The organism is Hydrocarboniphaga daqingensis, from assembly GCF_900129825.1.
In the GTDB taxonomy this organism is placed as follows: domain Bacteria; phylum Pseudomonadota; class Gammaproteobacteria; order Nevskiales; family Nevskiaceae; genus Hydrocarboniphaga; species Hydrocarboniphaga daqingensis.
Genome location: NZ_FQWZ01000002.1, coordinates 340,279 through 366,345, shown reverse-complemented (window position 1 = coordinate 366,345; position 26,067 = coordinate 340,279). Strand labels below are relative to the sequence as shown.

19 protein-coding genes are annotated in these 26,067 nt (G+C 66.2%); 5 read left to right on the top strand and 14 right to left on the bottom strand.

The genetic code is table 11. The features are described 5' to 3' along the window. Positions 1–2: 2 nt before the first annotated feature. From BUB09_RS04655 to BUB09_RS04610, 11 genes are all read right to left on the bottom strand, one after another. Complete coding sequence (locus tag BUB09_RS04655) at positions 3–1,007, bottom strand: TraB/GumN family protein (protein WP_072894788.1); 1,005 nt, start codon at positions 1,005–1,007, stop codon at positions 3–5. Beyond that, entirely contained in the window at positions 991–1,893 is a 903-nt protein-coding gene (ttcA, locus tag BUB09_RS04650; RefSeq protein ID WP_084083164.1) for a tRNA 2-thiocytidine(32) synthetase TtcA, read from the bottom strand. The genes BUB09_RS04655 and ttcA overlap by 17 nt, the downstream gene beginning before the upstream one ends. A gap of 61 nt (positions 1,894–1,954) precedes the next feature. Continuing rightward, positions 1,955–3,760, bottom strand: a complete 1,806-nt coding sequence (locus BUB09_RS04645; RefSeq protein WP_072894786.1) for a POT-type proton-dependent oligopeptide transporter — start codon at positions 3,758–3,760, stop codon at positions 1,955–1,957. Positions 3,761–3,856: 96 nt separating this feature from the next. Beyond that, positions 3,857–4,126, bottom strand: a complete 270-nt coding sequence (locus tag BUB09_RS04640) for a DUF167 domain-containing protein (RefSeq protein ID WP_084083163.1) — start codon at positions 4,124–4,126, stop codon at positions 3,857–3,859. Then, complete coding sequence (locus tag BUB09_RS04635; protein WP_072894784.1) at positions 4,123–5,607, bottom strand: M20 family peptidase; 1,485 nt, start codon at positions 5,605–5,607, stop codon at positions 4,123–4,125. The genes BUB09_RS04640 and BUB09_RS04635 overlap by 4 nt, the downstream gene beginning before the upstream one ends. 77 nt (positions 5,608–5,684) lie before the next feature. After that, positions 5,685–6,023, bottom strand: a complete 339-nt coding sequence (locus BUB09_RS04630) for a hypothetical protein (RefSeq protein ID WP_072894782.1) — start codon at positions 6,021–6,023, stop codon at positions 5,685–5,687. A gap of 73 nt (positions 6,024–6,096) precedes the next feature. Then, positions 6,097–9,156, bottom strand: a complete 3,060-nt coding sequence (locus tag BUB09_RS04625) for an efflux RND transporter permease subunit (protein WP_072894780.1) — start codon at positions 9,154–9,156, stop codon at positions 6,097–6,099. Then, positions 9,153–9,818 carry a phosphatase PAP2 family protein gene (locus tag BUB09_RS04620; protein WP_072894778.1) on the bottom strand — a complete coding sequence of 222 codons (666 nt, stop codon included), beginning with the start codon at positions 9,816–9,818 and terminating at the stop codon, positions 9,153–9,155. The genes BUB09_RS04625 and BUB09_RS04620 overlap by 4 nt, the downstream gene beginning before the upstream one ends. After that, entirely contained in the window at positions 9,815–13,102 is a 3,288-nt protein-coding gene (locus BUB09_RS04615) for an efflux RND transporter permease subunit (protein WP_072894775.1), read from the bottom strand. The genes BUB09_RS04620 and BUB09_RS04615 overlap by 4 nt, the downstream gene beginning before the upstream one ends. A 2-nt stretch (positions 13,103–13,104) precedes the next feature. After that, a complete protein-coding gene (locus BUB09_RS17125; protein WP_175550107.1) occupies positions 13,105–13,242 on the bottom strand; it encodes a hypothetical protein in 138 nt (45 codons plus the stop codon). Position 13,243: 1 nt separating this feature from the next. Beyond that, positions 13,244–14,368, bottom strand: coding sequence for an efflux RND transporter periplasmic adaptor subunit (locus BUB09_RS04610; protein ID WP_072894773.1), 1,125 nt, complete (start codon positions 14,366–14,368; stop codon positions 13,244–13,246). Positions 14,369–14,696: 328 nt separating this feature from the next. On the opposite strand from BUB09_RS04610, the gene BUB09_RS04605 reads away from it, so the two are divergent. Both BUB09_RS04605 and BUB09_RS04600 read left to right on the top strand, forming a co-directional pair. Then, on the top strand, positions 14,697–15,179 hold the full coding sequence (locus BUB09_RS04605; protein WP_072894771.1) for an FKBP-type peptidyl-prolyl cis-trans isomerase: 483 nt from the start codon (positions 14,697–14,699) through the stop codon (positions 15,177–15,179). Beyond that, positions 15,172–16,020: a class I SAM-dependent methyltransferase gene (locus BUB09_RS04600; protein WP_084083203.1), complete on the top strand. Its 849-nt coding sequence runs from the start codon at positions 15,172–15,174 to the stop codon at positions 16,018–16,020. Before BUB09_RS04605 ends, BUB09_RS04600 begins: the two co-directional genes overlap by 8 nt. Positions 16,021–16,035: 15 nt before the next feature. On the opposite strand, the gene BUB09_RS04595 is transcribed toward BUB09_RS04600, so the two are convergent. Together BUB09_RS04595 and metH are read right to left on the bottom strand one after the other, a co-directional pair. Next, a complete protein-coding gene (locus BUB09_RS04595; RefSeq protein WP_139250118.1) occupies positions 16,036–16,713 on the bottom strand; it encodes a hypothetical protein in 678 nt (225 codons plus the stop codon). 317 nt (positions 16,714–17,030) lie between these two features. Next, entirely contained in the window at positions 17,031–20,840 is a 3,810-nt protein-coding gene (gene metH, locus BUB09_RS04590; protein ID WP_072894768.1) for a methionine synthase, read from the bottom strand. A 134-nt stretch (positions 20,841–20,974) separates the two neighbouring features. On the opposite strand from metH, the gene BUB09_RS04585 reads away from it, so the two are divergent. Continuing rightward, positions 20,975–22,573: a DUF1631 family protein gene (locus BUB09_RS04585; protein WP_084083161.1), complete on the top strand. Its 1,599-nt coding sequence runs from the start codon at positions 20,975–20,977 to the stop codon at positions 22,571–22,573. Positions 22,574–22,594: 21 nt separating this feature from the next. Here the strand turns inward: BUB09_RS04585 and BUB09_RS04580 are convergent, their stop codons facing one another. Then, positions 22,595–23,242 (bottom strand): NAD(P)H-binding protein, encoded by a 648-nt coding sequence (locus BUB09_RS04580; protein ID WP_072894766.1) that lies wholly within the window; start codon positions 23,240–23,242, stop codon positions 22,595–22,597. A 125-nt stretch (positions 23,243–23,367) separates the two neighbouring features. Between BUB09_RS04580 and BUB09_RS04575 the strand changes: the two genes are divergently transcribed. Together BUB09_RS04575 and BUB09_RS17570 are read left to right on the top strand one after the other, a co-directional pair. After that, a complete protein-coding gene (locus BUB09_RS04575; RefSeq protein WP_217650230.1) occupies positions 23,368–25,575 on the top strand; it encodes a S9 family peptidase in 2,208 nt (735 codons plus the stop codon). Beyond that, positions 25,572–26,018 (top strand): HIT domain-containing protein, encoded by a 447-nt coding sequence (locus tag BUB09_RS17570; protein WP_072894765.1) that lies wholly within the window; start codon positions 25,572–25,574, stop codon positions 26,016–26,018. Before BUB09_RS04575 ends, BUB09_RS17570 begins: the two co-directional genes overlap by 4 nt. The last annotated feature ends 49 nt before the right edge of the window (positions 26,019–26,067 follow it).

The following is a 26,067-nucleotide window of genomic DNA, read 5'->3' as shown; positions in this document are numbered from 1 at the left end:
ATTCAGCGCTGCGGCGTCACGATCCAGCCCTGGGCCGCCAGCAGCGCCGGAACGCTGTCAGGCCCGACCAGATGCGCAGCGCCCACAACGATCAGCAACGGCCGTGATTCGCCAAGCATCGCGTCCAGCCGCGCCAGCCACGCCCGATTACGCGCGGCGAGCAGCCGGTCGTACACATCCGGATAGCGGCGCTTCAGATCCACGACGTTGCGGGCCATCGCCGGCTGATCGTTGAGGCGCCACTGCCGCAGCAGCTCGTTCGGATCGGCGCCGTCCTCGCCCAAGCCCTGCAGCGTGGCCGCCAGAAACTGCTGCGACTGGACATCGCTCATCGTCGTGAACAGCGCCAGTTGCTGACCCGGTTCTTCGAGCCAGCGCACGCTGCGCTGATCGCGTAGCGCACGCTGAAAGTAGTGTTGGTCCAGGCCGAAATCACCGTCGACGCCGGCCTGCTGCAGCTCGAACAGTTCCAGCGACAGCGCGCAGAACCAGGCGCGGAATGCATCGCAGTAGCCGTCGGGCAAGGCCAGCGCGGCGGTGCGCTGCTGAAGCCGCTGATACAGCGCCGGCTCGACGATGGCGCGCAAGCCGCCCGGCGCCTGTGCGCGCTGCAGGAACTGCTGCTGGAACGCCGGCTCCTGCAATGCGGCCAGATCGGTCTCCAGCACCAGCGCGCTGGTGCGCGCGTAGGCCTGATCCAGACCCGGTGGCAGCGGATACGCCGATGACGGCAGCAGATGGACCGAGCCCACCAGCTGGTGCACCACCGGCGCCCGCGTGGCGTCCTGCTCGGCAGCCGCAAGGTCGGGGGTGCGCTGGACGGTCCAGGAAAACGGCGTCGCGGCGGCCGCTTCGGCCGATAACGCCGCGCCCGGCGCGGTGACGGTGTCTTGTGGCGCCGCGGTTCGGGCGGCTGCAGTGTCGCCGGCGTCGACGCCCAGCGACGACAGCAGCAACAGACCCGCGACGATCGCGCGCGCCGTGCCGGCGTCAGCGAGCCGCAGCATCGGCGTCGGGCATCAGCCAGTCGCCCTGGCCCTCAGCGAGCGGACGGTCGCCGCCCAAGCTGGCGAAGTCGAACAAATTGCGGTCGGCCAACTGTGACGGCGCGACATTGCTCAGCGCCCTGAAAATGATCTCGCTGCGGCCGGGATGCTCGGCTTCCCAGGCTTCCATCATCCGGCGCACCTGCTTGCGCTGCAGTTGCTCCTGAGAGCCGCACAAGTTGCACGGAATGATCGGAAACGCGCGCTGCCGCGCGTACTCGGCGATGTCGCTTTCACGGCAGTACGCCAGTGGCCGGATCACGATATTGCGGCCATCGTCGGACTGCAGCTTCGGCGGCATGGCCTTCAGCGAGCCGCCGAAGAACAGGTTCAGGAAGAACGTGGCCAGGATGTCGTCGCGATGATGACCGAGCGCGATCTTGGTATAGCCGTGGTCGTGGGCGTAGCTGTACAGCGCGCCACGACGCAGCCGCGAACACAGCGAGCACATCGTCTTGCCTTCGGGCACGACGCGCTTGACCACCGAATAGGTGTCCTGCTCGAGGATATGGAAGTCGACGCCACGACTGCGCAGATAGTCGGGCAGCACGTGTTCGGGGAAGTCGGGCTGCTTCTGGTCGAGATTGACCGCTGTGATCGAGAACCGCACCGGCGCCTTGGCCTGCAGTTGCAGCAGCAGGTCGAGCATCGTGTAGCTGTCCTTGCCGCCGGACAGACAGACCATCACACGATCGCCGTCGACGATCATGTTGTAGTCCTGGATCGCCTGGCCGACGTTGCGGCGCAGGCGCTTGGCCAGCTTGTTGGACTCGTGAGACAGCCGCGGCGCGCGGCTGCCGCCAGCGGGCGCGAAACGGACGGGGACTTCGACAGCGGACTCGGACACGGCGGACTACCCGGCAGGCACGCGCTAGTTTAGCCCGCCCGCCGCGCCCCGGACCGCTGGCTCAAGCGTCGTCGCGGACGAAGGTGCGCTCCTTGATGCTGACGGCGAAGAAGATGAACAGTACGGCCATGCCGCCCATCAGTGCCGCGAAGAACAGGAAGTACACCGGGCCGACCAGCGCGTAGGTCGACACGTCGGCCTTGTCGGCAGCGAACGCACCGCTGCTGACGACGTCGCGGCGCTCGACCTTGTCGAGCAGGCGGATGCGCTTGCCGGCGGCGTCGATCTCACCGATCAGGAAGGTGCCGGCCAGCGGCGCAGCGGTGCCGTCGACGTCGGTGATCGTCACGCCGTTGTCGCCGGCAAAGTCGATCTTCTGGCCGGTGACGAAGTCGTCGACCGCGCTCATCGTCGCCCAGGTCTGCGCGCCGGTTTCGACCGACGAGGCCTGCAGCGGCTCGACCATCAGCGCGTTGACGGTCGCCGTCAGTGCATTGCCCAGGCTGGTCGAGACTAGGAACAGGCTCATGATCGTGCTCTTCATCACCGGCGGCGCCTGCTTGTACGCGTATTCCAGGCAAGTGATCGACACCAGCACTTCAGCTGCGGTCAGCACGCCGTAGGCGCTGATCTGCCACCACAGGCTGACCACGTGGCCGCTCTGGATGCGCTGCTCGATCCAGGCGACGACGACGAACGACGAGGCGGTGATGAAAAAGCCCATGCCGATCTTGCGCAGCGGCGTCACGGCGAAGAACTTGCCGAGCAGCGGATAGATACCGAAGCTGAAGATCGGAATCATCACGATGATGTACAGGCCGTTCACGACCTGCAGCTGCGCCGGCAGCATCTCGTAGGTCGCCAGCGCCGGGAAGACGCCGCCGAGAAAGCCGAACAGATGCTTGTCCATCAGGCCGGACTGGGCTTGTACGGTCCAGCTGTTGCCATTGCTCTGATCCCACAGCGCCCAGAAGAACGCAACGAACAAGAACAGCACCGACAGACGCAGGACGATGCTCAAGTGCTCGCCGGTGAACGAGCGCTGCAGCCAGGCGAGCAGCTCGCTCGGCAAGGCCTTGCCGAGCGGCGTGTTCATGCAGATCGCGGCCGACGCGGCCAGCATCGCCAGCATCATCAGCAGCGCGAACAGGAAGTTGGTCGCCAGGAAGATCGCCGCCGAAATCGCCAGCAACGCCAGGAAAAACGCGATGAAACCCAGCGGCGCCCAGCCGGGGTTGGTCATCGCGGCCGGCACAATCGCAAAGCGCTTGCGACCGAGCCAGAACACCAGCGTCGCCAGCGCCATCATCAAGGCCGGCATGCCGAATGCGAAGCGCGGGCCGTAGTCCGGGTCGCTGAGCAGCTGCGGGCAGAAGTAGATCGAGATCGACGAGCCGAGATTGATCGACAGATAGAAGTACGAGAACGCGCGCTCGATCAAATGCGCATTGGCGGACGTGAACTGGTCACCGACATTGGTCGACACGCAAGGCTTGATGCCGCCGGTGCCGAAGGCCATCAGGAACATGCCGACGACCAGCATCGTCGGCGTGCTGCCTAGCGCCAGCGTCGTGCAGCCGATCACGTAGACGATCGAGAAGTAGATGATCGTGCGGAACTTGGCCAGGAAGATGTCCGAGACCATCGCACCGAGCAGCGGGAACAAGTAGGCCGCGCTCTTGAACATCGCCTGCCAGCCCTGCGCCTTGGCGTCGCCGAAGTGCAGGAACTGGATCATGTACTGCACCAGGATCGCGTTGATGCCGTAGAAGCAGAAGCGCTCCGCGAACTCGTTGACGATGATGAACGGGATGCCGGACGGCATCTTGTCGGATCGCGCAGGGGCCGCGACGCTGGCGCTGGTCATGTTTGGGGACGCTCCAAATGAGAACGCCGCGAGGACGCGGCGCAGGACCGGCCGAGTCTAGCCAATGGGCGTCGCCGCCGCGCCGGGGGATTTCCCTCAGCCGATGCGACGCCGCAGTTCGTCGACGTCGGCCAGTCCGTCGATCTCGACCCATTTGTCCGGCGTGGTGCCGCCGCGCAACAGCCGCACCGCGCTGCGCGGCACGGCCAGCGCCTCGGCTAACACGTCGAGCACTGCCGCATTGGCCTTGCCGCGCTCGGGCGCAGCCGTCACCGACACTTTGAGGACATCGCCGCGCCAGCCGGTGACCGCGCTGCGAGAGGCTTTGGCCGATACCTTGAGCGCCAGTCGCAGCGTCGCGGTCACGGCGCTGTGGCGGGCGCCGCGCCCGCCTCGCGCATCAGCTGGGCGTAAAACTGGATCATCTTCAGGTAATCGTCGACGGCAATGCGCTCGTCGATGCCATGAATGCGCGTGGCGTCGTCTTGCGTGTACGGCATCGGCGAAAAGCCGTAGCCCTGCTCGCGCACGCCGGCGTAATAGCGGTTGTCGGTTGCGCCGAGCACGACGCCACTGGTGACCAGCGCTTCGGGGAACACCTCGTTGATCGCGCGCTCGATCAGTCCGAACGCGGGCGCACCGGCGTCGGAGGCGGCCGGGGCATCGTGATTGAACGCATCGACCGGTGCGATCGCGATGTCGTCGTCGGCGATCACCTCGCGTACGTGGCGCAGCACGTCGGCGATGCTGTCGCCGGGCAGCAGACGGAAGTTGACCAGCACTTCGCCGCGGTTGGGCAGCACGTTGTCCTTGACCCCGGCGTTGAACATCGTCACCGCCGTGGTCGTGCGCACCAGCGCATTGGTCGTCCGCGAGCCCGACAGCGCCTGCAGCAGCACCGGTGTCAGCCAGTCACGATTGGCCACGACCAGCCGTGTCGGATACGCCATTTCGGGCGCCAGGCGCGCCAGCATTGCGTCCACCGGCGGGATCAGCCGCGCCGGCATCGGATGCGCTTCGAGCTGCGTCACGGCATGCGCCAGCCGGCCGACGACGCTGCTCGGCCCGGGCGTCGACGAATGCCCGCCGTCGGCGGCCAGCGACAGCTTCAACGTCAGATAGCCTTTTTCGCCGGCCATCACCGAGGCCACGGGTCGGTCGACGCCGGGGACCAAGCCGCGTGTCACGGCGCCGCCTTCGTCGAGCGTGAACGCGGCTTTGATCTGGCGTTGCGCCAGCAGCGCGGCGATGGCGGATGCGCCGCGCTGGCCGCTGACTTCCTCATCCTGTCCAAACGCGAACAGCAGCGTGCGCTGCGGCGCGTAGCCGAGCTGCAACAGCGCCTCGCAGGCTTCGAGGATCGCAACCAAGCTGTTCTTGTCGTCCAGCGTGCCGCGGCCCCAGACATAGCCATCGGCGATCACGCCGTCAAACGGCGGGTACGTCCAGCCGGCAGCATCGGCCGGCACGACATCCATGTGCGCGGCCAGCAATACGGGCGCCTGCTGCGGGTCAGAGCCGGCCCAGGTGTACAGCAGGCTAAATTCGTTGACGCGCTCAAGTTGCAGGCGCTGGTGCGTCAGCGGAAAGCGCCGCTGCAGATAGTCCAGAAAGCCGTTGAACGCAGCGCGCTGCTCAGCGCTGATATCGGCAGTGGCATTGGCCACCGTCGCGAACCGCACCGCCTCAGCGAGGCGGTCGGCGACCGCGGCGCGGTCGACGGCAATCAGCGCGGCACTGCGGGTGACGGCTTCATGCAGCGGAATCTGCGACGTGCGCCATACGGCAAACCCGGTGGCGCCGGCCAGCGGCAGCACCACCGCAATCAATAGCAGCTGCTTGAACATCGGATCACCGGGATGGGCACCGCAATGCGCGGCGCAGACCCAAGGCTAACCGACCGCAGCGCTGCTGCGGGAGTCGCTCAGGCCAGCAGGCCACCGATCAAGGCACCGACCACCAGCGTGCCGGCGCCGATGATCGCGAACATCACGGTGCCCAGCGCGATCAGCGCGGCCAGCCAGGCGATACCGGTCAGCCACTGCGCCAGCAGCAACAAGGCGGCGCCCAGCACCAAGCTCGGCAGGATTGATGCGAGAAACGCGCGTCCGACGCTGCCGGCGATCTTGCCGCCGACGATGCCCGCGATCAGGCTGCCCAAGCCCGGCAGCCAGAACAGCAGCACCGACAGCACCAGCATCCAGAATGATCCCCAGAACACGCTGCCCTGCGCCTGCGGTTGACTCGGCAAAACTTGCGACATCGAAAGACTCCTATTGCAGCGGCCCGCGCTCAAGGGACCACAACGTGACGATTCGTTTGCGTCGGCTCGGGTGCTAGCGGACGTCGCGCGGCGACAAGGACACACCGCGCGCACGCGCCACGATGCGGCTGCCCCAGATCCGCATGTCATCGAGCATGCAGTAGATGCTCGGCAGCGCGCCCAGGCTGACCAGCGTCGAAAACACCAGGCCGCCGATGATCGCGCGCGCCATCGGGTAGTACGCCGGGCCGTTACCGCCGATCGCGGTATCGCCGATCGCCAGCGGCACCATGCCCAGCGTCGCGGTGGCGACCGTCATCAGAATCGGCCGCAAGCGGTCGCGCGATCCAACGATGACAGCCTGCTCGCGCGGCATGCCAAGCGCACGCAACTGGTTGACGTGATCGACCAGCACGATGCCGTTGTTGACCACGACACCCATCAGGATCAGCAGCCCGATCATCGCCATGAACGAGAACGTCGTCGCCGTGATCAAAAAGAACCAGAACACGCCGACGAATGAAAAGAAGATGCCGGTGATGATCGCCGTCGGCGCCAGCGTGGACTCGAACAGCGCCGCCATCACCAGATAGATCAGCACGATCGCCAGCACCATGTTGATCAGCATCGTCATCATGCTGTCGGCCTCGTCGTCGAACGCCTGGCTGTAGCCCCAGCTATAGCCGGGCGGATATTGCAGATCGTTGAGTACGGCTTCGACTTTCTTTTTGGCGTCTTCGGCGGTCACGCCGTCGGCGGTGCCGAACTGCACTTTCAGCGACGCCATGCGGTTTTCGCGCGTGATGTTGCCCGGCGTTGCGCCGACGTCGATCTGCGCTACTGACGACAGCGTGATGCGCTGCCCGTCGGGCCGGATGATCGGCATCGACAGAATCGCATCAAAGTCGGATCGGTCGGCTTTGCGGAATTCGACCAGCGTGTCGACTTCGCCGGTCGTGGTGCGGAACGGCCGCAACTCGGTGCCGCGCATCGCGGCCGCGACGGCGTCGGCCACCTGCTGGCTCGACAGGCCATTCTGGCGTGCACGATCGCGATCGATCCGGATCCGCACTTCCTGATCTTCGGCTTCGGCGATCACGCGCACATCGGTCAGGCCCTCGACGCGGCGCAGCACAGTGACGACGTCCGAGGCGACATCGCGCAGCCGCTCGGCTGACTCGCCAAAGATACGCACGCCGAGCTTTTCGGCCGAGCCGCTGCGATTCTGGTCGAAGCTCGGCTGCGCAATCGCCAGCTTCGGCCAGTGCGTGCGGATGTCTTCCATGACCTCCGCGTTACGGCGCTTGCGCAGTTCCTTGTCGGGCATGATCAGCGTGGTTTCGGCGCGGCTGACGTCGAAGTAGCTGTACACCGACTCAAAGCCCAGCTCGTCCTTGTGGGCAAACAGATAGTTCTCCATCGTGTTGACCGCTTCTTCAACCTTGTCGAGCCGGTAGACGCCGTTGAGGTTGTAGCGGATCTGCAGACGGTTACCGTCTTCGCTCGGAAACAGATCGGTTTTGATGAACTTCAGCGGCAGCGCAGCCGAAGCCAGCACCGCGACGATGATGAAGCTGGTCCAACCCCGGTGAAGCAGCGTCCAGCGCAGCGTGCGCTCATAGAACGCGGTCAGCGGCACCAGCCAGCGCGCGCCGCCATGCGCATTGCCGGTCACCATGCGCGTGGTCAGCTGCGGGATCAGCGTCACAGCCACCAGCAACGAGGCCGCCAGCGAGATCGTGATCGTCAGCGCGACCTGGCTCATGAACACGGTGATTTCGTTCTGCGCGCCGAACAGATTGGGCAGGAACACGATGGCCGTGCTCAGCGTGCCGGCGACGACGGCCATGCCGACCTTGTTGACGCCATCGAGCGTCGCCTTGACCGGATCACCGGTATGCGTGCGTTCGGTGAAGATGCTTTCGGTGACGACGACCGCGTTGTCGACCAGCATGCCGACGGCCAGCATCAAGCCCATCAAGGTCAGGATGTTCAGCGTAAAGCCGAGGAAGTACATCGCGGCCAGCGTCATGCACAGCGACAGCGGAACCGACAGCGTGACAATCAGCGTCATGCGCATGTCGCGCAGGAACAGCCACAGCACGATCAGGGATAGCAGGCCGCCGATCGCGCCGGCCTCCAGCAGGTCACCGAGCGAGCTTTTGACGTCGTGCGCTGAGTCCTGCATCACGAACAAGCGGATGCCGCGCATCTCGGGCAGCGTCTTGACCTGCTCGACTTCGGCCGTGACGCGCTCGCCGACTTCGACGAGGTTGGCGCCGGTTTCCTTGAACACATTGATGCCGATCGCGAACTTCTGGTTCAGATGACGACCGTAGGTCAGCTCCGGATCGGTGTAGCGAATCTCGGCGATGTCGCGCAGCTTGACGCCCCCTTGATCGATCACGATGTTGCCGATCTGCTCCAGTGACGTGAACTCGCCTTCGGGGCGTACCGTGTAGCGCAGCCTTCCATCGGTCAGCTGCCCGGCGCTGAGTGCGAAGTTGGCTTTCTGCAACTGCTCGCCGAGCCGCGCGATATCGACGCCGTGGCTGGCGATCCGGTCGGCGGCGAGCTGGATGCGAACCTGCTTTTCCTCGACGCCATACAACTCGACCTTGGAAACGCCGGCGATACGTTCCAGCCGGCGCTTCAGGTTGCGGTCGAGCATGTCGTGCGCACCCGACAAGTCGCGGTCGGCCGAGATGCGCAGCTGTAGCATCGGCTGGTCCGAGCCCGAAAACTTGACGATCTGGATGCGGTCGACATCGTCGGGCAGGTTCTCGCGGATCGCGTCGATCTTGTCGCGCGCCTCAACGCCCTTGACCGCCAGATCCGTGCCCCAGTCGAACTGCAGTTCGATTTCGACGCCGTCGTCTTTGGACGTCGATTCGATCTGCTTGAGGCCCGGCAGCGTCGCGATCGCCTCTTCGACCGGCCGCGTGATCCGGCGCTCGACTTCTTCGGGCGTCGAATTGCGATACGGAATATTGACGACCATGAACGGGAATTCGATATCCGGCAGCGACTCCAGCGGCAAGCGCTGACCGGCGATCAAGCCGATCAGCGTCATGCAGACGAAGAACATCGCAACCGATACCGGACGCTTGATCGACAGCGCAGTGAGGTTCATGGCGACGTCGGCTCCGAAAAGCGCAAGCCCAGCGGACGGCCGAGCAGCGCGGTCACCAGCACGATGTGGATCAGCACGATCACGGTCGAGGCCGTGACGTCCCCGAGGTAGTGGTCGCCCTCGATCACGCGCGCCAGCGAGCCGAGCGTGGCCACCAGCAGCAGCGGCAGGCGCCACTGCGGCAGTACCAGTGCCAGCGGCAACAGCACCGCCATGTAGGTACCCGCGTGTCCCGACGGAAACGAATCATGTCCGGCGACACCGAAGTCGGCGAGCCGCGGATCGTTCAGGTACTCAAATGGCCGCACGCGATCACAGGCCGCCTTCAGCGCCGATACCGTGGTACGCGTCAGCACCAGCACCAGCGCGATCAACCATAGCGTGCGCGCCGCCAACATCCGGCGCTGCCATGCCAGCAGCAGGCCGGTCACGATCAACGCGACCGGATGCACCCAGCGCGGTAGCGACGGCAGAAACAGGGCCGACAGATTGTCAGTGAACGCGCGCGCCGGCTCGACCCAATGGCCCGCATGAACCGCTAGCCACACGGCCAGCGGTCGATCCAGAAACAGCAGACACATCATCACGAACGTCGACAGTGACAGCACGAACTGCAGCAGTCGTTGCCACGGCGGCAGCATCAGCGGCGTCGACGTGCTCATGCGCGATGGCCGTCGGCCGCGACACCGGCCAGTGCGCTGTCGGTGACCCGATCCGGGCTGCGGTCGAGCAGCGTGTACAGCACCGGAATCACCAGCAGCGTCAGCAGCGTGGACACGGTCAGCCCGCCGATCACGGTGATCGCCATCGGCCGCTGCATCTCGCCACCCGCGCCCATGCCGATTGCGATGGGTAGCAAGCCGAGCACGGCGGTCGCGGTCGTCATCAGGATCGGGCGCAAGCGCGTGCGCCCGCCGATCAGGATCGCGTCGAAGCGGCTGTAGCCTTCTTCGCGCTTGCGGTTGACCAAGTCGATTAACACGATGCCGTTTTTCACAACGATACCGGCCAGGATGATCATGCCGATCAATGCGACGACGTTGATGATCGAGCCGGTCAGGTACAGCGCCAGAATCGCGCCGATCGCCGCCAGCGGGATCGTGAACAGAATGACGAACGGGTGCACCAGCGACTCGAACTGCGAGGCCATCACCAGGTAAACCAGAAACACCGCCAGCGCCAGCGCGAACTGCAGCGACTTGAACGACACCTCCATCTCCTCGCTCTGCCCGGTAACCGAGGCGCCGATGTTCTGCGGCATCGGCACGCTGGCGACGATGCGGTCGAGCTCGGCCACCGCTTCGGACAGGTCGCCGCGTGCCAGCTGCGCCGACACAACAACGACGCGTGACTGGCCGATGCGACGAATCTCGCTCGGACCGCTGCGCAGCCGGACATCGGCAACGGCTTCCAGTGTCACCGGACGCGCTGCGTCGGGGTTGATCACCAGACGCCGTACATCGTCCACGCTGCTGCGATCGCCTTCGGAGCCGCGCACCAGCACGTCGATCTCGCGATCGTTCAGGCGATAGCGCGTGGCCACATCGCCCTGCACCGAGTTGACGACGCGAGCGGCCAAGTCGGCCGTGTCCAGACCGAGCGCGGCCGCGCGCTCCTGATCGAACTGGATCTGGATCTCGGGATGCCCAGGAGCCTGCGTGGTTTCGATCTCGCTGAAATAGCCCGAGGCCCGCATCTGATTGCGGATCGCCTCGCTGATGCGCACCAGCGCGTCGAGGTCATAGCCGGCAATCTCGACCTCCAGCGGCGCCTTGAGCGTGAACAAGGTCGGACGCGTATAGCGATACGTCAGGCCCGGCACCGCTTCGAGCGGACCTTGCAGCTTGGCGATCAGATCGGACTCCTTGTCGTAGAAGCCCGGCTTGAGGCTCAGATTCAGAATGCCGTTGTTCTCGCCGCCTTCATCGGCCGATACGTCGAGCCGATTGCCTTGGCCGGCGATCGAGTAGTTGGAGCCGAGCCAGGGCGCGGCTTCGGTATCCGCCTGCAGCGTTCGCGACAGGTCGCGCAGCGCGGCGTCGCTGCGCGCCAGCGGCGTGCCCGGCGGCAGCTCGATTTCGGCGCGCAGTTCGCCCTGGTTGAACGGCGGAATCAGCTCAACGCCAATCTGCGTCAACAGCCACGCGCTGCCGGCGAGCATCGCCACCGCGCTGCCGAGCACCAGCGTGCGATGTCCCAGCGCCCAGATCAGCGCGCGCTCGTAGCGCGCCTCGAAGCGGTCGAACATCGATTGGAATCCGCGCGACAGCGGGCGGAACACGAAGCCCAGCAGCCAGCCGATACCGCGCAGCACACGGACGATGACCCAGCCGATCGCGTACGGCAGCTGCTCGAACAGCCCGTAGCGCACCGCGGACAGACCGTGACGCATATGACCCGAGTCGCGGCGAATCGGCGCCGCCGCGGGTGGCGGTGTCTTGTCTGCACCGCGCGCCGCCAACATCGGAATCAGCGTGAACGACACCACCAGCGAGAAGATCAGCGCGCCGGTGACGACCAGCGCCTGGTCCGAAAACAGCTGGCCGGCGATGCCTTGCACGAACACCATCGGAAAGAACACGGCCACTGTGGTCAACGTCGAGGCGATCACCGCGCCACCGACTTCGGATGCACCGGCGACAGCAGCGTCGGCCGGCGCAAGGCCGGCTTCGCGCTTGCGCATGATGTTTTCGAGCACGACGATCGCATCGTCGACGACCAGGCCGATCGCCAGCGCGATGCCGCCCAGCGACATGATGTTCAGCGACAAGCCCGCGCCGTACATCACGTTGAACGTGGCGATCACCGACACCGGGATCGAAATCGAGATCACCGCCGTGATCCACGCGCTGCCCAAGAACAGATAGACGATCAGCACGGCAAGCACGCCGCCAATGATGGCCGCGTCGCGCACTTCGTCGATCGCGCTTTCGATGAACACGCTCTGGTCGTACAGCGGCTTGAGCTCGACATCGGCCGGCAATGATTTGCGCAAGGTCTCCAGACGCTTCTGCACGACTTGCGCGGTTTCGACGGTGTTGCCGTCGCCTTCCTTGTAGACGTCGATCTCGACGGCTTCGTTGCCGCCGATGCGGATCACCGCCTCGCGCTCCTTGTAGCCGCTGCGAACCTCGGCGACGTCGCGCAGATACACCGGCTGCAGCACGCCGCCCGGCGTCGGCCGCGATACCAGGATCACGTTGCGCATCTGGTCCAGATCGCGGAACTGGTTCAGCGTCCGCACCAGATAGCGGCTGGCGCCCTGTTCGACACGACCACCCGACAAATTGACGTTCTCGGCCTTGAGTCGCGTGCTGATCGATTCCAGCGTCAGGCCCTGCTGCGCGAGCTTGTGCAGGTCGACCAGCACCTGCACTTCGTCCTCCAGGCCGCCGGATATCTTCACCGCCGCCACGCCGCCGACGGCCTCCAGCGGCTTTTGCACCAGGTCTTCCGCGATGCGGCGCAGGCGTTTGAGGCTGACGTCTTCGGCGACGACGCTGCGCGTCTCGTCCTGAGCTTTCAGCGCCAGGCCCATCCGTAGAATCGGGTCCGACGACGGATCGAAGCGCAGCACCACCGGGCGCTTGGCGTCCTTGGGCAATTCGAGCGTGTCGAGCTTTTCGCGCACGTCGAGCACAGCGTAGTCCATCCGCGTGCCCCAGTTGAATTCCAGCGTGACGTCGGACGTACCGGCGCGTGAGGTCGAGGTGACGCGGCGCACGTTCTTGATCACGCCGACGACTTCTTCGATCGGCTTGCTCAGCAGCGTTTCGATCTCCGTTGGCGCGGCGCCTTCCAGCTCGGTGCGCACCGTCAGCGTTGGATACGACAAGTTGGGCAGCAGCGTCACCGGGAGTCGCGACAGCGACACCATGCCGAATAGCAGCACGGCCAGCGTGAACATCACGACGGCGACCGGGCGCCGGGTTACGAAAGCGAGCATGGCTACGGATTCCTTGCGGCAGCGTGGTCATCGTCGCGCAGTGCGATCCGGCAGTACGACGGCATCGAGGCTGCCGGCGGCTGACGTGGCGCGGCAGCGGCGCTGCCGTCGATCGCGACGTGGTGGAGCGACTGACGCATCTCAGCTCGCCTTGGCCGGCGCCGCAGTCGCCGGTGCGGCCGTCGCTGGCGCTGCCTTCAGCGGTTGCACGACGTCGACCTTGGCGTCGTCCTTCAGGCTCGATTGCCCGGTGGTCACGACTTGGTCGCCGAGCTTGAGGCCGTCAAGCACCTCGAAATGCTCGGCGTCGCCATAACCGACCTTGATCGGCCGGCGCTGGGCGCGGCCGTCATGCACCAGATAAACCGACTCGGCGGCATCTTCGACCAGCACGGCATCGCGCGGCACCAGCAGCGCTTGTTCGTGGCGGTCGTACAGGATTTCGGCGCGGGCGAACATGCCGGGCCGCAGCGTCGACTGCTTGGCGTCGATCCGCACGGTGACCTTGACCGTGCCGGAGCTGGCATCGACGACCGGGTTGATCAGCATCACGACACCGCCGAACACCTGATCCGGATACGCGTCGACCGTCAGCTTCACATCGTGCTCGGGCTTGAGCTTGTCGATGTCGCGCTCGGGCACGTAGATCGCCGCGCGCAGCCGGTCGAGCTGCGTGATCCGAAACGCTTGCGTGTTGGCCTGGATCAGGTTGCCGCGCTTGATGAAGCGTGCGCTGACCACGCCGTCGAACGGCGCGCGGATCTGTGCCTCTTTCAGCGCCAGCGTGGCGAGGTCGGCGGCCGCGTGCGCGGCGGCCAGGTCGTACTGGGTCTTGTCGTAGGCCTCGCGCGACACCAGGTTGCGCTGGTAGACGGACTTGAGCCGGGTGAAGTCCTGTTCGAGCCGGTCGACGTCGGCCTGCGCGCGCGCCAGTTCGAAGCGCAGCTTGTCGGTTTCGAGCCGCGCCAGCACTTGGCCGGCCTGGACGCGGTCACCCTCCTCGACCATCACCTGCTCGATCACACCGCCCTGCTTGGCCATCACCGTGGCCTCGTTTTCGGCCTCCAGCGTCGCCGTGCCGCGATATGCCGCATCGATGCGGCCCTGGGTGACCGGCGCGACTTCGACCGGGATCGCCGGCTCCTCCTTCTTCTTTTCGTCCTCGGCCTTCTTGCCGTTGCAGCCGGCCAAGGACAGCGCCAGCAACAGCATCGTCGTCAGGCCGATTGCGTTCGGGAGGGGGAGCGCGCGCAGAGAAGTCGTCATGTCGAGGTCGTGTACGGAAAGCGTGTTCGGGCAGCCATTCCACGCATCGTGCCAGTCGCCGATGTCATCTAAATGGCTGAAATAAATGGATTTTATGATGAGGTGCAAATCATCGTCAGCCGCTTGCGTCGCGCAATCGGCCAGCTATCGGCGAAAACCGCCATTGTCTTGGTCAAAGTCGTTCTCCCCCCGGGCGACGTTGGCGCCTGCGCCGTTGCTTGGACGCGCGCCGTGGCGACAGGGTTGCAAGAGCCGTCACAAGTTGTCGATCGGCTACCATAGCAGCGGGTCACCGCACCCATCAGTCCATTCCAGCCGAGCCCCTGACATGCAGATCGCCGACCGCTGTGCGGTTTCGTTCCATTACACCCTGAAAAACGACGCGGGCGAGGTCATCGACTCGTCGGAAGGTTCGTCGCCGCTGGCCTATCTGCACGGCGCCGGCAACATTGTTCCCGGCCTTGAAAACGCACTGGCCGGCAAGGCCGCCGGCGACAAGCTGAGCGTCAAGGTGGCCCCGGCCGAAGGCTACGGCGAGCGCGATGCGCGCCTGGTGCAGGACGTGCCGCGCCGCGCGTTCCAGGGCATCAAGGACATCAAGCCGGGCATGAGCTTCACCGCCGACGGCCCGCAGGGCCCGAGCCGTGTCGTCGTCACGCGCGTGATCGGCGACATCGTCACCGTCGACGGCAACCACCCGCTGGCCGGCGAAAACCTGAACTTCGACGTCGAGATCACCGACGTGCGTGAAGCCAGCGCCGAAGAACTCGAGCACGGCCACGTGCACGGCGAGGGCGGCCACCATCACTAAGCGGTCTTTCAAGCACTGCGCCGCGGTCGTCGCGGCCGCAGCGGCTGGCTGGCTGCTGAGCAGCTGCGTCACGCCGCCGCCCGCAGCGCCCGAGACGCTGCCGACGATCACGCTGGAGCAGGCGATCGCCGCGCCGTATCGCGACGCCAACCGGGCGCGCGATCTCGATCGCCATCCGCTCGAGACGCTGGAGTTTTTTGGCGTCGAGAACGACATGACCGTGATCGAGATCTGGCCCGGCGGCGGCTGGTATACCGAGATCCTGGCGCCGTTCCTGCGAGCACGCGGCCTGTACATTGCCGCGCATTTCGCTGACAGCCCCAATCAGCCGGCGTACCAGAAGCGCACGCTGGACCAGTACAAGAAGGCACTGGCGGCAACGCCGCAGCTGTTCGATCGTGTCCGCTTGACGGCCATCGGCGCGCCCAACGCCTGGCAGCCAGCACCGCCCGACAGCGCCGACATGGTGCTGACGTTCCGCAACGTGCATAACTGGCTGGCCGACGGCACCGAACGCGAGATGTTTGCCGCGTTCTTCCGCGTGCTGAAGAAAGGCGGCGTGCTCGGCGTGGTCGAGCATCGCAACTACGACGACGTCAGCCGCGAGGAGATGATCCGCAGCGGCTACATGAGCCAGGACTACGTCGTGCAGTTGGCGGTCGAGGCCGGCTTTACCTGGGTGGCCTGGGAAGAAATCAACGCCAACCCGCGAGACACGCGCGACCACCCGGGCGGCGTCTGGACGCTGCCGCCGACGCTACGGCTCGGCGACGTCGACCGCGCCAAGTACCTGGCGATCGGCGAGTCCGACCGGATGACGCTGAAGTTCGTCAAACCCTGAGGTTTCTCGGGGTTTTCAGCTCGGCGTTTTGTTGCTGTACGGAATCGCACCGAAGCGCAGATCCCAGTCGTCGCGCTCACGCACCAGACGCAGGTCCTGCCACAGCACGTAGGGCTCGGTGTTCAAGGACCGGCCGACGTCGCTGGCGGCCAGGTCGCAGTTGGTGGCGATGCGCTGGCTGCCCGACGTGCGCTCGGCGCGGCCGTTGGCGTCGCGACGAAGCTTGGAATCGGCGGCCTTCAGCGATCGGGCACAGGCGCTGGCGTCGTCCGGACGAAAGCCGATCTCGAACAGGCGGTCGTTGAAGAACTGCAGCGTCAGCTGGCCGCGCGTACCCAGCAGCGGGAAGCGATCCACCGTCAGCGTGTCCAGCGTTCGGGGCGGATAGCGCGGGTCGGGCGGCCGGGCCAGCGTGCGCCGTTCGACGGCCACGCGACCGGTGCGCAGCGTCAGACTGACATCTTCGACGCTGGCGTAGCTGATCAGGCCGGCGGTCAGCGGCCGGCCCGGCTGGCGACGCGTGTAGTCGGCAGTGTCGACGGGCACCGCGAGCGTGGCCATGTCATCGCGAGACCCCGACGACGGGGCCATCGAGGCCAACTGCGCCGGATCGCTGCGCATCAGGAACCAGACGGCCGACCCCGACATGCACAGGACGGCCATCAGCACGTACGGTGGGCCCACTGAACTCATCGTCAATTTCGGCTCCGGGTCTACACAGAAGTGATGGACCCAGTCTGTTGGCAACCCCTTGTAGGCAAATTTCCCGCGAGGATGACCGGTCGCATTCGGGCTCGTGGTCGGTCATCGCCGCGGATCGCTACGCTACGCCTTCGGCCGCCGCGGGGCAGCGCAAAAGGCCCGATGGCGGCCATGCGGCATCGGCGGGGCGACCAGCGCGGCGGTGAGGGGCCGATCGCAACCCGACGAACCAGTCGCCCCCCGCGTCGCCGCGCTAACGGACGGCAGCGCGGTCGACCGCCGCGGCGCCCGGTTCAGCCGATGTGCTTTTAGTCCTCGGGCTCGTAGCCGAGGTTGGGCGTCAGCCACTTCTCGGCTTCGGCCAGCGTCCAGCCCTTGCGGCGGGCGTAGTCGGCGACCTGTTCCTTGTTGACGCGGCCGACGATGAAGTACTGCGCCTGCGGATGGGCGAAGTACCAACCGCTGACGGCCGCACCGGGCCACATGGCGTAGCTCTCGGTCAGGCGGATACCAGTGTTGCGCTCGACGTCGAGCAGCTTCCAGATCGTGTCTTTCTCGGTGTGCTCAGGGCAGGCCGGATAACCCGGCGCCGGACGAATGCCCTGGTACTGCTCGTTGATCAGCGCGCCGTTGTCGAGGTGTTCGTCGGGCGCAAAGCCCCACCATTCCTTGCGTACGCGCTGGTGCAGCCGCTCGGCGAACGCTTCGGCCAGCCGGTCAGCCAGCGATTCGAGCAGGATCGCGTTGTAGTCGTCGTTGGCCTGCTTGAAGGCTTCGACTTTTTCGGCCGAGCCCAGGCCGGCGGTGACCGCGAAGGCGCCGACGTAGTCGTGCAGGCCGGTACTCGCTGGCGCGACGTAGTCGGCCAAACAGCGATGCGGTACGCCCGGGCGATGCTCGCTTTGCTGGCGCAGGTTGTGCAGCCGGGCGATTTCGCGCGTCCGGGTTTCGTCGGCGTAGATCGCGATGTCGTCCTCGTCGACCGCATTGGCCGGAAACAATCCGAACACGGCGTTCGCGCGCAGCCAGCGGTGCTCGATGATGTCGTCGAGCATCTTGTTGGCATCCGCCCAGAGCTTGCGCGCGGTCTCGCCGCTGGCCGGGTTGTTCAGCAAGTCCGGGAAGCGGCCCTTGAGCTCCCAGCTGATGAAGAATGGCTGCCAGTCGATGTACTCGCGCAGCTCGGCGATCGGATAGTCGTGCAGCGTCTTGACGAACTGCGTGGCGTGATCGTGGTGCGCGTGATCGCAGGCACCGGCTGGGCTCGCACAGACGTCCATCGCCTGCTGCAGCAGCATGCGCGGCCGGAACGGCGGCGTCTGGCTCCAATCTACCGGCGTGCGATTGGCGCGCGCGGCGGACAGCGCGATGAACTTTTCGTGGCGGTCCTTGTTGGCGTGGCGCTCGCGGATCGTTGCGTAATCGGCGTCGATCTCGGCGAGCAAGCGCGGCCGCTGCTCGGCCGACAGCAGCGCTGACGCTACCGGCACCGAGCGCGATGCGTCCTTCACCCAGACCACCGGGCCGTGATACTGCGGCGCGATCTTGACCGCGGTGTGCGCGCGCGACGTGGTGGCGCCGCCGATCAGCAGCGGGATGTCGAAACCCTGGCGCTCCATTTCCTTGGCCAGCGTGACCATTTCGTCGAGGCTCGGCGTGATCAGCCCGGACAGGCCAATGATGTCGACGTTTTCGGCGCGCGCAGTGTCGAGGATCTTCTGGTACGGCACCATGACGCCGATGTCGATCACCTCGTAGTTGTTGCACTGGAGCACGACGCCGACGATGTTCTTGCCGATGTCGTGAACGTCGCCCTTGACGGTCGCCATCAGGATCTTGCCCTTGGCCTGCTGCACGTCACCGGGCTGCTTCTCGGCCTCGATGTACGGAATCAGATAGGCCACGGCCTTCTTCATCACACGCGCTGACTTCACGACCTGCGGCAGGAACATCTTGCCGGCGCCGAACAGGTCGCCGACGACGTTCATGCCGTCCATCAGCGGGCCTTCGATGACTTCGATCGGCCGGCCGCCGCGCGCGGCGATCTCGGCGCGCAGCAACTCGGTATCGGCTTCGACGAAGGCGTCGATACCCTTGACCAGCGCATAGGTGATGCGCTCGCCCAGCGGCAGCGAGCGCCACGCTTCGTCGGCGACTTCCTGCTTGCTGCCATCGCCCTTGAACTTGCCGGCGATCTCGAGCAAACGCTCGGTGCTGTCGGCGCGCCGGTTCAGGATCACGTCTTCGATGCGCTCGCGCAGATCCGGATCGAGCTGGTCGTAGATCACCAGCGCGCCAGCGTTGACGATGCCCATGTCCATGCCGGCATTGATCGCGTGATACAGAAACACGCTGTGGATCGCTTCGCGCACCGGGTTGTTGCCGCGGAACGAAAAGCTCACGTTCGACACGCCGCCGCTGATATGCACGCCCGGCAGATTCTGCTTGATCCAGCGCGCGGCCTCGATGAAATCGACGCCGTAGTTGTTGTGCGCCTCGATGCCGGTGGCGACCGCGAACACGTTCGGGTCAAAGATGATGTCTTCCGGCGGAAAGCCGACCTGCTCGGTCAGGATCTTGTACGCGCGCGAGCAGATCGTCTTGCGCCGTTCGAGGTTATCGGCCTGGCCTTCTTCGTCGAAAGCCATCACCACGACCGCGGCGCCGTACTTGCGGCACAGCCGCGCCTCGCGGATGAACTTCTCCTCGCCTTCCTTCATCGAGATCGAGTTGACGATCGGCTTGCCTTGCACGCAGCGCAGGCCCGCTTCGATGACCTCCCACTTCGACGAGTCGACCATGACCGGCACGCGCGAGATGTCGGGCTCCGATGCGATCAGCTTCAGGAATCGGTCCATCGCTGCGACGCCGTCGAGCATGCCCTCGTCCATGTTGACGTCGATGATCTGCGCGCCGGCCTCGACCTGCTGCCGTGCGATCGTCAGCGCAGCGCTGTAGTCGCCCGCCTTGATCAGATCACGGAACTTGGCCGAGCCGGTCACGTTGGTGCGCTCACCGACATTGACGAAGCGGATCTCGCTGGACAGGTTCAGCGGTTCGAGCCCCGACAGCTTGGTGATGCCGTCATGCGGCGTCGGCACACGCGGGCGGATGCCGGCGACTTCGCGCGCCATCGCTTGAATGTGGCCGGGCGAGGTGCCGCAGCAGCCGCCGACGATATTGACCAGACCGGCCTGGGCGAATTCGCGCACGATCGCCGCGGTTTCGTCGGGCGTCTCGTCGTATTCGCCGAATGCATTGGGCAGGCCGGCATTCGGATAGCAGCTGACGTAGCAGTCCGCGAGCCGCGACAGTTCGGCGATGTAGGGCCGCATGTCCTTGCCGCCGAGCGCGCAGTTCAGACCGATCGCCAGCGGCCGCGCATGGCGCACCGACGCCCAGAACGCCTCGGTGACCTGCCCCGACAGCGTGCGCCCGCTCGCGTCGGTGATCGTGCCCGAGATCACCACCGGCCAGCGGCGTCCGCGCTGCTCGAACAGCGTCTCGCAAGCAAAGATCGCAGCCTTGGCGTTGAGCGTGTCGAAGATCGTCTCGATCAGCAGCAGATCGACACCGCCGTCGACCAGCGCATTGGCCTGCTCAAGATAGGCCGTGACCAGCTCCTCGAAGCTGACGTTGCGCTTGCCGGGATCGTTGACGTCGGGTGAGATCGACGCGGTGCGGTTGGTCGGACCGAGCGCACCCGCGACGAAACGCGGCTTGCCTGGATCGCGCGCGGTGACCTCGTCAGCCGCGCTGCGCGCCAGCTGCGCGGCAGCGAAGTTCATCTCGTAGGCCAGCGGCTCCATGCCGTAGTCGGCCAGCGAGATCGTCTGCGCGTTGAACGTATTGGTTTCGATCAGATCGGCGCCGGCATCGAGGTAGCGCCGGTGGATCTCACCGATGATCTGCGGCTGGGTCAGCACCAGCAGGTCGTTGTTGCCCTTCAGGTCGCGGTGCCAGTCGGCAAAGCGGGTGCCGCGGTAGTCGGACTCTTCGAGTTTGTAGCCCTGGATCATCGTGCCCATTGCACCGTCGAGCACGAGCACGCGCTCGGACAGCAGGCGCTGCAACAGGGAGGAGCAATCGGGGCGGAGGCTGGGCTGGGCGTCGTACATACTCAATTGTATCTCGTCATCCGGATAGACGGATGATGTGGCGAAGTGTCGGGCTGGCCGCTCGTCAGAGGCGACTTGCCGCCGACGGATAAAGCGCTCATTCCGATCCCCGTGGAGGCCGATAAACGCAGGTCATGTCCAACTCGATCGAAAAGCAGCCCCAGGGACCCGACGGACCCGCAGCGGGGACGGCAGGCCTATTGTGCGGCATGGTGCAGGATCACCTGAGCCAAGCGCTCGGCGACCTGCTGGGTCGGCTCGACCGGCTTGTCGCTGACGGTCGCGACGTACCGGGCCCGCGCCTGCATGCCGAACTGTCCGCGCGGCTCAGGGTCGAGCGCAACAGCCTGGACCGGCGCTACCGGCGCGAGATCGCCCGCTTGTTTTCACCGCCGTCAGCCGCCGGTGGGCGCGGTGATCGTGAGCTGGTTCGCTATGGACGGCCGGCGGCCGAGGCGCGCGTCGAACAGCTTGCGATCGACGCCCTGGCCCAGCGCCTGCGCCGCGCACACGACCCGCCGCTGGTGCGACTCGAACAGCGGCTCAGGGTACGGGCCCTGCGCGGGCAGATGCCGAACCTGGCCGCAGCATTCGCTCCGGCCACGCTGGTCGACACGCTGCGCGTCGCCTTGGAGGCTCAGGACATCGGCGGATCGCAGCGCCTGGCGCTGTATGCACTGCTCGAACCGGTGCTGGGTGCGGCGCTGGAGCGAATCCTGATCCAAGCGCTGGATACCCTCGACAACCCGTTACCGACCACCGCCGCCGGCACGACCGACGCGATGATGGTGACAGCGGCCGATGCCGAGCACAGCGTCGACGAGGCGATGCTGACGGCGCTGCGCCACGAGCAAGCGCGCGGCCTGCAGGATGCCGACGCACAGCTGGCCGCAGTGCTGCTGGCCGCGCTGCATCGAGCCCCGGCCCCGGCTGGAGATCCGCGACCGATCGCCCAGCGGCTGGCGCTGCTGGGGCAGCTGATCGCCACCTCGCTGGAGCCGCTGGCCGCGAGCGCGCGTGCTGCATTCGAACCACTGCGTTTCACGCTGACCAAGATCGTGCTCGCCGACGGGGCGCTGCTGTACTGGCCGGCACATCCGGTTCGTCAGTTGCTGCGCCAAGCCTGCGAATGCCACGACGAGCGTCAGCGCCGTCAGCTGTGCGCACGGATCGACCAGATGGCCTTGAGCGCCAGCTTCGTGCAATCGACGTTGCCGCAGATAGCACCCTTGACGGCGACCCAAGTCACCGACTGCCTTGATGGACTGCGCCTGCACAGCGGTCTAGGCGAGGACCGCGGTTTGGTCGATGCGCGCCGCGACGTTGCCGAAACCCTGGCTCAGGCGACCTTGCAGCACACGCTGCCACAAGGGTTGCGGCTGTTTCTGCGAGCCGGTTGGGGGCCGCTGCTGACACAGCGGCTGCTGCGCCACGGCCGTCCGTCGGCACCATGGCAGGACGGCCTGAACCGGCTCGACCAATTGCTGGACGCGATATCCAGCGACGCCACGCGGGTCCGCGAGTTTGAATCGCTGCTGGCGACGATCAGCGCCGAGTTGCTGGAAGCCGGGCTGCGCGGCGACCGCTGCGACCGGCTGCAGCAAGCACTGCGCGAGGCGTTCTACGAGCGACGCACCGACACCACGGCGATCGGCGAGGCAACGCCGACCGCGGCGCCGCAAGGCGCGGCGCGCCTGCCAGGCAGCGGCGTGATCGAGTTGCCGGAGTCCTAGCCGCGCGCACCGTCGCGGCGATCAGGCCGGAAACGGCGCCTCGTACACATGGGTGCCCGCTTGGTCGCGCAGCGCGATCACGCGCATCGCCGTGGCCACGGTGGCGGCCTGCACCGGCGCGTAGCGCGCCATCGGCCCGCGCGCCAGCCAGCCCAGTGCCGGCGAAAGGCGCTGCGCCAACTGCTCCATCGGCCGCGACTCGCGGCGGTCACCGAGCAGCAACGACGGCCGCAAGATATGCAGGCCCGGATAGCCCAGCGCACGCAGGTCGGACTCCACGCGCGCCTTGGTGCGGCTGTAGAACGACGGCGATGTGGCACTGCTGCCGGCCGCCGACACCAGCACGAACTGGCGCGCGCCGGCCCGGCGGGCCGCGTGGGCCAGCGCCAGCACCATGCCGTGATCGACCTGTTCGAACGCGCTGCGCGAGCCGGCGCGCGCCATCGTCGTGCCCAACGCGCAGAACACGTCATCGGCGCCCAGCATGTCGCGCCTGCGATCCAGATCGTCGAAGTCCGTCAGCAGCACGTGCAGCCGCTCGTGCTGCAGCGGCAGCTCGCGGCGACTCAGCGCGGTGACGCGGTCGTAGCGAGGGTCGTCGAGCAGCTGGCGCAGCAACAAACTGCCGATCAATCCCGTACTACCGGCGAGCAAGGCATGACGTGACATCGGGACGCTCCAGCATGGGGTTGTCGCGATGGTAGCCCTCCTACGACGGCAATACGCGAGCGGGCGGGGCAAACAGTAAGATCGCCGGCGGCGCCGCTGGGGAGCGTCGATCACCGGAGTTGACGATGTCCTATCTATCGACGCTGACGCGTCGCGGTCTGGCGGAAGTTCGCATGCCGGCCGCGCTGCTGGCGCTGCTGCTGGCTGCCGGCTGTGTCGCGCCCAGTCCCGTTGCGCCGACACCAGCGCCTGCGACCACGGCATCGACGCCGGCCAGCGCGCCCGTCGCCCCGGTCGCCGCACGCAAGCCTTATGCAGTGACCTCACCCAACGGCACCCGCAACGACGACTACTACTGGCTGCGTGACGACACGCGTCAGTCGCCCGAGGTGCTGGGCTATCTGAACGCTGAAAACGCGTATCGCGATGCGGTCATGGCCCCGGCCGCTGACCTGCAGGCGCGGCTGTATGACGAGATGGTGCAGCGTCTCAAGCCCGACGACGCTTCGGTGCCGGTGCTGCAGCACGGCGTCTGGCGCTACACGCGCTTCGAAGAAGGCAAGGAGTACCCGATCCACGCCCGGCGCGTCGGCTCGATGTCGGCACCCGAGCAGGTGATGCTCGACGGCAACGCGATGGCGCAGGGTCATGCGTACTTCCAGATCGGCGACACGCAGATCAGCCCCGACGGCAAGCTGCTGGCCTACGCCGAAGACACCGTCGGCCGCCGCCAGTACACGCTGAAGATCAAGAATCTCGAAACCGGCGCCACGCTGGCCGACAGCGTGCCCAACGTCGAGCCCAATATCGTCTGGGCCGCCGACAGCAAGACGCTGCTGTACGTGGCCAAGGACCCGGTCACGCTGTTGTCGGTGCGCGTACACCGCCACCGGCTCGGCGAGGCGCCCGCGCAAGACACGCTGATCTACGAAGAAAAAGACCCGAGCTATTACCTGAGCCTGGGCAGCAGCAAGTCGGAGAAGCTGCTGTTCATCCAGCTGCAGAGCACCTTGCAGACCGAAGTGCGCTACGCCGCCGCCAACGACCCGCAGCTGCGCTTCAAGCCGCTGCTGCCGCGCGAGGCCGGCCACGAATATCAGGCCGACGCGATCGGTAACGACTTCGTGATCCGCAGCAACTGGCAGGCGCCGAACTTCCGCATCGTCCGCGTGCCAATCGCGCGCGCGGCCGACAAGGCCGCGTGGAAGGACGTGCTGCCGGCGCGCCCCGACGCCTTCATCGAAAACTATGCGCTGTACCGCGATTACCTGGCGGTCAACGAACGCAGCGGCGGGCTTCTGAAGCTGCGCGCACGGCGCTGGGACGGCGGCCGCGACTTCGTGATCGCCAGCGACCAGCCGAGCTATTCGATGACGCTGGTCGACACGCCCGACGCCACGCGGCAGAAGCTGCGCTACGTCGAAACCTCGTTGGTCACCCCGCGCAGCACCTACGAATACGACCTCGTCGACGGGCAGCGCACGCTGTTGAAGGCCGAGCCGGTGCTCGGCGGCTTCGACGTTGCGAATTACCGCACCGAATTCGTCCACGCCACGGCACGCGATGGCACGCGCGTGCCGGTCTCGCTGGCCTACCGCAAGGACACGCGGCTCGACGGCAGCGCGCCGCTGTATCAGTACGCGTACGGGTCCTACGGCTATTCGACCGACCCGGTGTTCCGATCCAACTGGGTCAGCCTGCTCGACCGCGGCTTCGTCGTGGCGATCGCCCATATCCGCGGCGGCCAGGAACTGGGCCGCGCCTGGTACGAAGACGGCAAGCTGCTGAAGAAGATGAACACGTTCACCGACTTCATCGACTGCACGCGCTGGCTGGTCGCGCAGCGCTACGCAGCGCCGGACCGCGTGTTCGCGGCCGGCGGCAGCGCGGGCGGCCTGCTGATGGGTGCCGTCGCCAATCTGGCGCCGCAGGACTATCGCGGCATCGTCGCCTATGTGCCGTTCGTCGATGTCGTGACGACGATGCTCGACGAGTCAATCCCGCTGACCACCAACGAATTCGACGAGTGGGGCAACCCCAAGCAGAAGGCGTACTACGACTACATGCTCGGCTATTCGCCGTACGACAACGTACGCGCGCAAGCCTATCCGGCAATGCTGGTCGTCACCGGCCTGTGGGACAGCCAGGTGCAGTACTACGAGCCGGCCAAGTGGGTCGCACGGCTGCGGGCAACCAAGACCGATCAACGGCCGCTGATCTTCAGCGTCGACATGGCCGCCGGGCACGGCGGTAAGTCGGGCCGGTACCAGAAGTATCAGGACACCGCGCGCGAATACGCGTTCATCCTGAGCCAGCTTGGCGCTGCACCATGAGCGGCTTCGAACTGCACGCGCAGCTGGCTGCCGACTGCCAGCCGCTGGCCGACGCGCCGCTGTGCCGGCTGCTGCTGATGAATGATGCCCAGTACCCGTGGTGCATCCTGGTGCCCCGACGTCCGGCGCTGCGCGAGATCTACGAACTCACCGACGCCGATCAAGCCCAGCTGCTGGCCGAATCCGTGACGCTGGGCCGCGCGATGATGCAGGCCTTTGGCGGCGACAAGCTCAACGTCGCCGCGCTGGGCAACATGGTGCCGCAGCTGCATCTGCACCATATCGTCCGCCGCGTCGGCGATCCAGCCTGGCCGGCGCCAGTCTGGGGCCGGCACCCCGCAGCGCCCTATACGGAGGCATTGCGAAACGAACGGATTGCCGCGCTGCAAGCGCAGATCGGCGCGCAATGGCGCTGGTTTGCCGCCGATTCGCGGTTGCGATAGCGCCGCGCTGGCAACACACTGGCGGCCTTCGAGCCGGACCGTCCCCATA